Origin of the sequence: Pseudomonas sp. CM27, from assembly GCF_013179515.1 — a bacterium.
Lineage (GTDB): Bacteria > Pseudomonadota > Gammaproteobacteria > Pseudomonadales > Pseudomonadaceae > Aquipseudomonas.
This window is the reverse complement of sequence record NZ_JABMCN010000199.1, coordinates 1-11,285: the sequence shown is the minus strand read 5'-3', so window position 1 is coordinate 11,285 and position 11,285 is coordinate 1. Positions and strand designations below refer to the sequence as shown.

The window sequence follows — 11,285 nt, the reverse complement described above, 5'->3', positions numbered from 1 at the left end:
CACTGCGCAGGACTGGCCGCATGCCGATATCGCTGCCCTCAACCTGGTAGCCATCGAATGCCTGGCGGCACCCGATGCGCCGCGCCTGCACAGGCTGGCCGGGTTGCCAGACAGTGCCTTCGAGCACGACGGCCAGCTGACCAAGCGCGATGTCCGCGCCATCACCCTGGCGCGCCTGGCACCCCAGCCCGGTGAATTGCTCTGGGACGTTGGCGCAGGCTGCGGTTCGATCGGCATCGAATGGATGCGCGCCCACCCGGCCTGTCGCGCCCTGGCCATCGAGGCCGATGAAGGCCGCCAGGGTTTCATCGAACATAACCGCGACGCGCTGGGCGTCCCCGGCCTGCAACTGGTACGCGGCAAGGCCCCTATGGCATTGGAAGGTCTGGAGCAACCGGATGCAATCTTCATCGGTGGCGGCGTCACCCGTGAAGGTGTGCTCGACCTGTGCTGGGCAAGCCTGCGCCCCGGCGGCCGGCTGGTGGCCAATGCGGTAACCCTGCAAAGCGAACTGGCCCTGGCGCATTTCCGCGAACGCCACGGTGGCGAACTGACCCGCATCCACGTCGCCCACGCGCAACCCTTGGGCTCGTTCGACACCTGGCGCCAGGCGCTGCCGATCACCCTGCTGGAAGTGGTGAAACCCGTCGATGCGTGAAGAAACCCGCGAACAGCCTGCCGCTCTGCGCAGCGGCCTCACCACCGGCAGCTGCGCCACCGTCACCAGCCTGGCGGCGGCCAGGCTGCTGCTCACCGGGCAGTGTGACGATGCGCTGAGCATCACCCTGCCCAAGGGCAAGGTGGTGCAAATGCGGCTGGAATTCTGCCGTCTCGTTGGCGAACGCGCCGAAGCCGGCACACTCAAGGACGCTGGCGACGATCCGGATGTGACCCACGGTGCCCTGCTCTACAGCCAGGTGCGCCTGCTGGGCGAGCCGGGTTTCCGATTTGTCGCTGGCGCTGGCGTAGGCACCGTGACCCGCCCGGGGCTGGTGCTGGCGGTGGGCGAGCCCGCCATCAACCCGGTGCCGCGGCGCATGATCAGCGAACATCTGCAAAACCTGGCCGACCAGTGCGGCTACCCGGGCGGCTTCGAAGTCACGGTCAACGTGCAGGGCGGCGAGCAACTGGCCCTGAAGACCATGAACCCGCGGCTGGGCATCCTGGGCGGGCTGTCGATCCTCGGCACCAGCGGCATCGTGCGGCCGTTTTCCTGCGCGGCCTACATTGCCTCGATCCACCAGGGCATCGACGTGGCCCACACCAACGGCTACACGCACATCGCCGCATGCACCGGCAACGCCAGCGAGGACACCATGCGCCGGGTCTACGCCCTGCCGGAAATCGCCCTGATCGAAATGGGCGATTTCGTCGGCGCGGTGCTCAAGCACCTGCGCAAGGTGCCCGTGCCACGCCTGACCCTGTGTGGCGGCTTTGGCAAGATCAGCAAGCTGGCAGCCGGGCACATGGACCTGCACAGCCGTCATTCCAGCATCGACCTGCCGCAACTCGCCGGCTGGGCCGCAGCTATCGGCGCGGACGAAGCGCTGCAGGCCGCCATCATCGGCGCCAACACCAGCCAGCAGGCCCTGGCGCTGGCGCATGCAGCCGGCATCGCCCTGGGCGACGCGGTGTGTGCCCACGCCCTGGCCTTTGCCCGCAGCGTGGTGCCGGCACAAGTACAGGTGGAGGTGTTCGCCATCGACCGCCAGGGCGGCATCGTCGGCAAGGCAGGTGTGCAATGACGACTCGCATCTTGCTGCTAGGCGGCATCACCGAAGCCCTGGCCATCGCCCGCCGCCTCGGCCCTCAGCACGTCTACAGCCTGGCCGGTATCGGCCGCGTGCCGCAGGACCTGCAGTGCCAGGTACGCGTCGGCGGCTTCGGTGGCGCCGAGGGCCTGGCCAGTTACCTGCGCGAGGCGGGCATCACGTTGTTGATCGATGCTACCCACCCCTATGCTGCGCAGATAAGCCGCAACGCCGCCAGCGCCGCGCGCAGTGCTGGCATCCCGTGCTGGGCCTTGCGCCGCCCGGCCTGGCAAGCTCAGGCGGGGGACGATTGGCGCGAGGTAGAGGACTGGGCAGGACTGATCGAGGCGCTCAAGCCGTTCCGCAGGCCGTTGTTCACGCTGGGGCGTGAGCCGTTGCAACATCTGGACGAGATTCCGCCGGAGCAGTTCTGGACCTTGCGGGCGCTGGAGGCCTGCACTGGTAACGCGCGCTGTGAGGTGATTGGCGCGCGCGGGCCATTCCATATCCAGGAAGAGCGGACTTTGTTCCAGCGTCGCAACATCGATGTGCTGATCAGCAAAAACAGTGGCAGCGTAGCCACTGAGCCGAAGCTGGAGGTGGCCAGGGACCTGGGCGTGCCCGTACTCATCCTCAAGCGGCCGAAGTTACCAACGGTGGACCTGGAGCTGGCAGGTGCAGATGAACTGCTCGTCAGACTCGCACTGTAAGTGCTCGCCTCGCCCATACGTATATCCCATTGACATATACATCGCCCCACTTAAACTTCAGTCACACATTGCCGCTTTTCAAGGAGGCCAATCATGGAGCAAGGTGCAGTCTTCAGAAGCAACCGCAGCCAGGCCATCCGTTTGCCAAAGTCCGTAGCCCTTCCTGAAGACGTAACCCGTGTGGACATCGTTGCGGTAGGCCGCACGCGCATCATCACACCTGCCGGGGAAGCATGGGACAGCTGGTTCGACGCTGAGGATGCAACGCCGGACTACATGGCTAGCCGTGATCAACCCGCTGACCAGGAACGCGAAGGGTTTTAATGCTCAGGTATCTGCTGGACACCAACATCTGCATTTTCACGATCAAAAACAAACCCCAAGTTGTTCGCGAGGCGTTCAATCGCCACCATGGCCAGCTGGGGATCAGTACCGTGACCTTGATGGAGTTGATCTACGGCGCAGAGAAGTCAGCCAACCCACAACGAAATCTTGCCGTCGTCGAAGGGTTCGCTGCGCGCCTGGAGGTACTTGACTACGATGATCATGCAGCGGAGCACAGCGGCCAACTCCGCGCGGAGCTGGCAAAGGCTGGCACGCCAATCGGGCCTTACGACCAATTGATTGCTGGCCATGCCCGGGCGCTTGGCCTGATTTTGGTCACCAACAACCTCCGTGAATTTCAGCGGGTACCTGGGCTACGGGTAGAAGACTGGCTGGGCTCAGGCTGTTGAAATCTGCTCACCTGTCATCTTTCCTACATTCTCAAGCGCCCTTTCTCACGGCCCAACGCGTGCATCCAAATGCCTTCAAGACTAAAGCTGCATTAAGCTTCAACCCCCTCCCCCGGAAGGTTTCACCCATATGGAAATGCAATGGTGGATCTGGCTGGTCTTCGGCATCGCGCTGATCCTGCTGGAACTGGTCCTGCCAACGTTCTTCATCCTCTGGTTCGGCATCGGTGCCGTGCTGGTCTCGCTCATCTCGCTCGCCGCCCCCGCCCTGCAGCTGGACATGCAAGTGCTGCTGTGGGTGCTGCTGTCATCGGTCACCACGGCGTTGTGGTTCAAGCTGCTCCGGCGCAAGCAGCCGGATGTGCGCTGGACTGCCGACAGCGTGATCGGCGAAGTGGGCCTGCTGACCATTGGCGTGTCGGAGTTCCAGAAAGGCCGGGTGCGCTTCCAGAAGCCGATCCTCGGCAACGAAGAATGGACCTGCATCGCCGACAGCGAGATCGCGGCTGGCGAACGGGTACGCCTGAGTGCCATCGAGGGCAACACCGCCCGCGTCATCCGGGCCTGAATCCGCATTAAAAGGAAGTTAGCATCATGACCAGCCTCATCGTCGTTGCCGCCATCGCCCTGTTTGTCCTGATCACCGTGTTCAAAGGGGTACGCATCGTGCCCCAGGGCGAGGAGTGGATCGTCGAGCGCCTGGGCCGCTACCACAGCACGCTCAAGCCTGGCCTGAACATTCTTATCCCGTACATGGACGTGGTCGCCTACCGCCTGCCGACCAAGGACATCATCCTCGATGTGCAGCAGCAGGAAATCATCACCCGTGACAACGCGGTAATCGTTGCCAACGCCCTGTGCTTCGCCAAGGTTGTCGACCCGCAGAAGGCTTCCTATGGCGTACAGAACTTCTCGTTCGCCGTCACCAGCCTGACCATGACCTCGCTGCGCGCCATCGTCGGCGCCATGGACCTCGACGAGGCGCTGTCCAGCCGCGAGCAGATCAAGGCACGCTTGCGCGAGGCGATGTCCGAACAGACCGAAGACTGGGGCGTGACCGTACGTTCGGTGGAAATCCAGGACATCAAGCCTTCCGAGAACATGCAACTGGCCATGGAGCGCCAGGCGGCGGCCGAACGTGAGCGCAAGGCCGACGTGACCCGCGCCGAAGGGGCCAAGCAGGCAGCGATCCTCGAGGCCGAAGCGCGCCTGCAGGCGGCCCGGCTGGATGCCGAGGCGCAGATCAGCCTGGCCGAGGCCTCGGCCCGGGCGATTTCGCTGGTGAAGGAAGCGGTGGGCAACGAAACCGTGCCGGCGATGTACCTGCTGGGTGAGCGCTATATCGGTGCCATGGAGAACCTGGCTGGCAGCGACAACGCCAAGGTCGTGGTGCTGCCAGCGGACCTGCAAGAAACCGTGCGTGGGCTGATGGGCCGTAACAAGTCCTGAGATTGATTCAACCCTCTTCGCGGGCCTGCTCGCTCCCACTGGTTGCAGCACAGGCCCTGAGACCTGCGCGGTCCCTGTGGGAGATGGCTTGCTGGCGATCGGGTTGCAAAGCAGCCGCCGACAGCCAGCCAACCTGCGTCACTTCACCGCACCCCGCCATTTTTACCTATACTCCGCCTTACAATACCCACCACGATTCCTGACCGGATCTCTCCATGCCCCCACGTCGGCACATTGCCTGGATAGCCTGCCTTGCAGTGCTGTTCAACTTGCTGGCCATGCCGCTGGCCTCAGCCGTGCCCAAGGGCCCGGCCGAGCAGCTGCTGTGGGGGGCTTTCTGTTCCAGCATGGGCAGCAAGGCCAAAGTCGATGTGCAGGCCCTGGCCAAGATCGACCTTGGCCCGCAAAGCGACGACAGCGCCAGCATGATGAACTGCTGGTGCTGTTCCGGCGCCGCACCGCTGCTGGCCCTGCCTGGTTACCCGCCGCAGTTGCACAACCCGCCGACACTGCTGGCAGGGCTGCTGCAGCCACCCGCCAAGTACCAACCCACGCCGCGCCAGCTCTGGCCTGCGCTCAACCCCCGTGCCTCTCCGCTGGCCTGAGTTCATCACGCTGACTGCCTGAACCTGAACAGAACGGAGATTCACCATGCTCAAGCACGCCCTCGTCATGGCCGCCCTGCTGCTGCCCGGCGCCTTTGCCAATGCCCACGAATACACCGTGGGCGACCTGCACATCGCCCATCCCTGGTCGCTGCAGTTGCCACCCAACGCACCCAATGTCGCCGCCTATTTCGTGGTGCACAACAACGGCAGCGCCGACGACCGCCTGCTCAGCGTCGACAGCCCCATCAGCGATGATGCGCAACTGCACGAGCATGTCATGAGCGCCGCCGGTGCCATGAAGATGCAGCAGGTACCCAACGTGGTGGTGCCCGCCGGCAAGGACCTCACCTTCGCCCCCAGCGCCTACCATGTGATGCTGATGCAGCCCAAGGACCGCAGCCTTCTCAGCGACGGCAAGCGCTTCCCGTTGACCCTGCACTTCGAAAAGGCAGGCGACATCACTGTCCAGGTAGCCGTACAGAAGCAGGCGCCGACGGACCAGCCGCAAGGCCACGAACACGCGCACTGACCACTGCTCAAAGGCGCTCGCCATGAGCTTGCCGCGCAACAGCTGCCGCCGTACCACCCGCCCTGACCGCAGGCGCGCCGGTGGCGGGTGGCTGAGCCTGTTCGCCATGTGGATGATCTTCATCGGCCCGCTGATTTCCCAGTCGATGCCGATGGACCACCACGCCGGCATGAGCATGCCAATGGACATGCCAATGCCGGCTGCGCATCAGCATGGCGAGGGCGCTCATCACGGTCACAGCGGCGATGGCCAGCTGCATGTCATGTGGGAAAAGTGCGGTTACTGCAGCCTGTTGTTCAACTGCCCCGCCCTGCCCCAGGCCCTCAGCCCGCTTAGTGCCGACAGCATCGCCCCCACCACTCACCTGCTTGCGCCAACGCACCAGGGCCATGCCCGGCAGGCGGTATTCCCCGGTGCGCGCAGCCGCGCCCCGCCTGCCTCGATCAACGTCTGAATCCTTTTTTTGTGCACGGAGCCAGGAGGCTTCGCGCTGCCCCATGACTGATCGACTGGAATCACTATGTCTGGCTGCACCCCTGTTTTTGCCCTGTCCCTGCGAGGGACCATTGCCGCCGTGTGCGGCTCGCTGCTCGCGCCCGTGGCCCTGGCCGCCCACCCTGGCCATGAAGGCCATGCGCACGATACACCCGAGCTGAGCCCGACGGTGATTACCGCCGTGGCCCCCAGCTCGCCGCTGACCGTGGTCACCAACCCTAAAGACCCGCGCCAGCCCGTGCCGGCCAGTGACGGCGCCGACTACCTGAAGACCATCCCCGGCTTCTCGGCGATCCGCGCCGGTGGCACCAACGGCGACCCGGTACTGCGCGGCATGTTCGGCTCGCGTTTGAACATCCTCACCAATGGCGGCCTGATGCTGGGCGCTTGCCCCAATCGCATGGACGCGCCCACGTCCTACATTTCGCCGGAAACCTACGACCGCCTCACCGTGATCAAAGGCCCGCAAAGCGTGATCTGGGGCCCGGGCGGCTCGGCAGGCACGATCCTTTTCGAGCGCGAACCAGAGAAGTTCGGCACCCTCGGCAGCCGGGTCAACGCCAGCCTGCTGGCCGGCTCCAACGGCCGCTTCGACAAGGTGCTGGATGCGGCTGCCGGCAACAGCCAGGCCTACGCGCGCTTCGTCGGCAACCAGTCACGCTCGGACGACTACCACGACGGCAACAACGACACCGTGCCCTCCCGCTGGGACAAGTGGAACGGCGATGTCGCCCTCGGCTGGACACCTGACCAGGACACCTTGCTGGAGCTGACTGCCGGCAAGGGTGATGGCGAGGCCCGCTACGCCGGGCGCGGCATGGACGGTTCGCAGTTCAAGCGCGAGAGCCTGGGCCTGCGCTTTGAAAAATCCAACCTCGGCGAGGTCCTCGACAAGGTCGAAGCGCAGGTCTACTACAACTACGCCGACCACGTGATGGACAACTACAGCCTGCGCACGCCGTCGGGCAGCGGCATGATGGGCATGCCGATGGTCAGCAACGTCGACCGCCGCACCCTGGGCGCGCGCATCAAGGCCACCTGGCGCTGGGCAGACGTGCAACTGATCAGCGGCATCGACGCGCAGACCAATGAGCACCGCCAGCGAGGCGGCATGGGGGTCGACGCGCACAAGGGCCAGGCCTGGACCAAGGACGCCGACTTTCATAACTACGGTGCCTTCGGCGAGCTGACCTGGTACGCCAGCGCCGAAGACCGACTGATCACCGGCGCCCGCCTGGACCGCGCCTCGGCCCGCGATTTCCGCCAGGGCAGCGCCACCGAAGGCGACACCCGCGCCGACACCCTGCCCAGTGCTTTCATCCGCTACGAGCACGACCTGGCTGCCATCCCGGCTACCACCTACATCGGCCTCGGCCACGCCCAGCGCTTCCCCGACTACTGGGAGCTGTTTTCGCCCAAGCTGGCGCCAGCTGGCGCGGCCAATGCCTTCGATGGCATCAAGCCGGAGAAAACCACCCAGCTCGACTTCGGCATCCAGTACCGCACAGAGCGCCTTGAAGCCTGGGCCTCGGGCTATGTCGGGCAAATCCGCGACTACATCCTGTTCGACTACCGCACCGGCATGATGGGCATGAGCACCTCCCAGGCGCAGAACATCGACGCCCGCATCATGGGCGGCGAACTGGGCGCCGCCTACCAGCTCGCTGAGAACTGGAAAGCCGACGCCACGCTCGCCTACGCTTGGGGCAAGAACAGCAGTGATGGCAAAGCGCTACCGCAGATGCCGCCCCTGGAAAGCCGCCTTGGACTGACCTACAGCCGCGATGTGTGGAGCGTCGGCGCCCTGTGGCGGCTGGTGGCGGCGCAGAACCGCATTGCCGAAAACCAGGGCAACGTGGTCGGCAAGGACTACGAGAAAAGCGCCGGCTTTGGTGTGTTCTCGTTCAACGGTGCCTACAAGGTGAACAACAACCTCAAGCTCAGCGCAGGGGTCGACAACCTGTTCGGCAAAACCTACGCCGAGCACTTGAACCTGGCAGGGAACGCCGGGTTCGGCTACCCGGCCAGCGATCCACAGCCGGTCAACGAGCCAGGCAGGACCTTGTGGACCAAGGTCGATTTCAGCTTCTGACAACACAACGGGCGCCACTTCGGTTGCGCCCATCAGCTGGTCAAACAGGAGGTTCCCATGAGAGGAACACGTATCTCTTTCTACAACCTGGCCTGGCGTTGGCACTTTTATGCGGGGCTGTTCGTGGCCCCGTTCATGATCCTGCTGGCAATTACCGGGATCATCTACCTGTTCAAGCCGCAGCTCGACCCGCTGCTGTACCGCGACCTGATGGTGGTCGAAGCCGGCCACCACCGACAGGGCGCCGACCTGATGCTGGCCGAAGTACGCCAGGCCTATCCCAAGGGCCACGTCGGCCAGTACCTGCCGCCGCTGAACGCCGAGCGCAGTGCGCAATTCGTGGTGCACGACGGCGGGCGCGAACTGAACGTATTTGTCGATCCTTACAACGGCAAGATCCTCGGCGAGCAGGACGGCAAGCAGAACCTGCAGGCCATCGCCCGCGCCCTGCATGGCGAATTGATGGTCGGGACGGTCGGTGACCGCCTGGTAGAGCTGGCAGCGGGCTGGGGCATCGTGCTGGTGGTATCGGGCCTTTACCTCTGGTGGCCGCGCGGACGCAGCAGCGCCGGTGTGTTGTGGCCGCGGTTTTCCGCCCGCGGGCGCTTGCTGTGGCGTGACCTGCACGCGGTAACCGGTTTCTGGGGGTCGGCTCTGTTGTTGCTGATGCTGGTCAGCGGCATGACCTGGACCGGCATGTGGGGCAAGCAGTACGCCGACTTGTGGAACCGCTTTCCGGCGGCCATGTGGAACGACGTACCCAAGTCGGACCAGCAGGCGCGCGAACTGAACAGCGCGCACCGCCAGACCGTACCCTGGGCAATGGAAAACACACCGATGCCACAGTCCGGTGCGCACGCCGAGCACGCTGGCCACCACATGATGTCGGACATGCCCGCAGCGCCCCAGGTCAGCGTGCAGCAGGTCGAGGACATTGCCACCTCGCGCCAGGTCGAGCCGGGCTACAGCATCACCCTGCCGACCACGGCAGACGGGGTGTTCACCATCGCCGTGTTCGCCGACGACCCACGCAACGACGCCACCCTGCATGTGGACCAGTACACCGGCAAGGTGCTGGCCGACGTGCGCTGGCAGGACTACAGCCCGGTCGCCCGCGCCACCGAGCTGGGGGTGATGCTGCATGAAGGCAAGATGTTCGGGGCATTCAACCAGATCATCATCCTGCTGGTGTGCCTGATGATCCTGCTGGGTTCGGTGAGCGGGCTGGTGATGTGGTGGAAGCGCCGGCCGGAAGGCGGCCTGGGCGTACCGCCTTTGCGTCATGACTTGCCGCGCTGGAAGGGGGCGGTGGGGGTGATGCTGCTGCTCGGCGTGATGTTCCCGCTGGTGGGCGTGTCGATGGTGGTGATGTGGGTGGTAGATAGCCTGGTGGTGAGGCGCCGCCGGTTGCTGGCCAGCGTCTGATTATTGTACTGCCTGTACCGGCCCTTTCGCGGGTGAACCCGCTCCCACAGGATCATCACAGGCCTGAAAACCTGTGATGATCCTGTGGGAGCGGGTTCACCCGCGAAGAGACCGGCACAGACAGAACACTGGTACCCAAATGTAGAGTCGATCTGTCGCGCCCCGAACTGGAACGCGCGTGTTAGCCTACCCGGCTACCTCTGACAAGAAGACTGACCTCTACAAGGGAATGCAGCGTATGACGCAAACCTCACCGACCGCGCCAGATGAACAGCATCTGCAGCGCAACCTGACCAACCGCCACATCCAGCTGATCGCCATCGGCGGTGCAATTGGTACCGGGCTGTTCATGGGCTCGGGCAAGACCATCAGTCTGGCCGGGCCGTCGATCATCTTCGTCTATATGATCATCGGCTTCATGCTGTTCTTCGTCATGCGCGCCATGGGTGAACTGCTGCTGTCCAACCTCAACTACAAGTCGTTCATCGACTTCTCCGCCGACCTGCTCGGCCCTTGGGCCGGCTACTTTACCGGCTGGACCTACTGGTTCTGCTGGGTGGTCACCGGTATCGCCGACGTGGTCGCCATCGCCGCCTACACGCAGTTCTGGTTCCCCGACCTGCCGCAGTGGATACCGGCGCTGACCTGCGTGGGGCTGCTGCTGTCGCTGAACCTTGTCACCGTGAAGATGTTCGGTGAAATGGAGTTCTGGTTCGCCCTGGTCAAGATCGTCGCCATCCTCGGCCTGGTCGCTACCGGCCTGTACATGGTCATCACCGGCTTCACCTCGCCCAGCGGCAGCACCGCGCAGCTGGCCAACCTGTGGAATGACGGCGGCATGTTCCCCAATGGCCTGATGGGCTTCTTCGCCGGTTTCCAGATCGCCGTGTTCGCCTTCGTCGGCATCGAGCTGGTGGGTACCACCGCCGCCGAAGCAAAGAACCCGGAGCGCACCCTGCCGCGGGCGATCAACTCGATCCCGATCCGGATCATCGTGTTCTACGTGCTGGCGCTGATCGCGATCATGGCGGTTACGCCATGGCGCGATGTGGTGCCGGGCAAGAGCCCGTTCGTCGAGTTGTTCGTGCTCGCCGGCCTGCCTGCAGCGGCCAGCATCATCAACTTCGTGGTGCTGACCTCGGCGGCCTCGTCGGCCAACAGCGGCGTGTTCTCTACCAGCCGCATGCTCTACGGCCTGAGTCAGGAGGGTGATGCGCCCAAGGCGTTCGAGAAACTGTCGAGCCGCTCGGTACCCGCCAACGGCCTGTATTTCTCCTGCACCTGCCTGCTGCTGGGTGCGGTGCTGATCTACCTGGTGCCGAACGTGGTCGAGGCTTTCACCCTGGTCACCACCGTTTCGGCGGTACTGTTCATGTTCGTCTGGACGCTGATCCTGCTGTCGTACCTGAAGTACCGTCAAAACCGTGCGGCACTGCATCAGGCATCGAAGTACAAAATGCCGGGCGGGCGTTTCATGTGCTACGTGTGCCTG

Annotated in this window: 13 protein-coding genes; all 13 read left to right on the top strand. The window is 64.2% G+C overall.

Going from position 1 to position 11,285, the window contains the following annotated elements:
- The coding region (gene cbiT, locus HP547_RS21550; RefSeq protein ID WP_172287386.1) for a precorrin-6Y C5,15-methyltransferase (decarboxylating) subunit CbiT at positions 1-658 on the top strand (658 nt) is incomplete at its 5' end.
- Positions 651-1,745, top strand: coding sequence for a cobalt-precorrin-5B (C(1))-methyltransferase (locus tag HP547_RS21545; RefSeq protein WP_172227286.1), 1,095 nt, complete (start codon positions 651-653; stop codon positions 1,743-1,745). The genes cbiT and HP547_RS21545, both read left to right, overlap by 8 nt.
- Complete coding sequence (locus HP547_RS21540) at positions 1,742-2,461, top strand: cobalt-precorrin-6A reductase (RefSeq protein ID WP_172227288.1); 720 nt, start codon at positions 1,742-1,744, stop codon at positions 2,459-2,461. Before HP547_RS21545 ends, HP547_RS21540 begins: the two co-directional genes overlap by 4 nt.
- Before the next feature lie 93 nt (positions 2,462-2,554).
- Entirely contained in the window at positions 2,555-2,785 is a 231-nt protein-coding gene (gene vapB / locus HP547_RS21535; protein ID WP_172227290.1) for a type II toxin-antitoxin system VapB family antitoxin, read from the top strand.
- Positions 2,785-3,195: a tRNA(fMet)-specific endonuclease VapC gene (gene vapC / locus HP547_RS21530; protein ID WP_172227292.1), complete on the top strand. Its 411-nt coding sequence runs from the start codon at positions 2,785-2,787 to the stop codon at positions 3,193-3,195. The genes vapB and vapC overlap by 1 nt, the downstream gene beginning before the upstream one ends.
- A gap of 130 nt (positions 3,196-3,325) precedes the next feature.
- Complete coding sequence (locus HP547_RS21525; protein ID WP_172287385.1) at positions 3,326-3,763, top strand: NfeD family protein; 438 nt, start codon at positions 3,326-3,328, stop codon at positions 3,761-3,763.
- Positions 3,764-3,789: 26 nt separating this feature from the next.
- Complete coding sequence (locus HP547_RS21520; protein WP_172227296.1) at positions 3,790-4,644, top strand: SPFH domain-containing protein; 855 nt, start codon at positions 3,790-3,792, stop codon at positions 4,642-4,644.
- Between the two features lie 215 nt (positions 4,645-4,859).
- Complete coding sequence (locus HP547_RS21515; protein WP_172227298.1) at positions 4,860-5,249, top strand: DUF2946 domain-containing protein; 390 nt, start codon at positions 4,860-4,862, stop codon at positions 5,247-5,249.
- Between the two features lie 46 nt (positions 5,250-5,295).
- Positions 5,296-5,781, top strand: coding sequence for a copper chaperone PCu(A)C (locus tag HP547_RS21510; RefSeq protein ID WP_172227300.1), 486 nt, complete (start codon positions 5,296-5,298; stop codon positions 5,779-5,781).
- A gap of 22 nt (positions 5,782-5,803) precedes the next feature.
- Entirely contained in the window at positions 5,804-6,235 is a 432-nt protein-coding gene (locus tag HP547_RS21505) for a DUF2946 domain-containing protein (RefSeq protein ID WP_172227302.1), read from the top strand.
- 66 nt (positions 6,236-6,301) lie between these two features.
- Complete coding sequence (locus HP547_RS21500; protein WP_172287384.1) at positions 6,302-8,368, top strand: TonB-dependent copper receptor; 2,067 nt, start codon at positions 6,302-6,304, stop codon at positions 8,366-8,368.
- 57 nt (positions 8,369-8,425) lie between these two features.
- Positions 8,426-9,793 (top strand): PepSY domain-containing protein, encoded by a 1,368-nt coding sequence (locus tag HP547_RS21495; protein WP_172227306.1) that lies wholly within the window; start codon positions 8,426-8,428, stop codon positions 9,791-9,793.
- 238 nt (positions 9,794-10,031) lie between these two features.
- Positions 10,032-11,285: D-serine/D-alanine/glycine transporter (gene cycA, locus HP547_RS21490; protein WP_172287383.1), on the top strand; the 1,254-nt coding region annotated here is incomplete at its 3' end.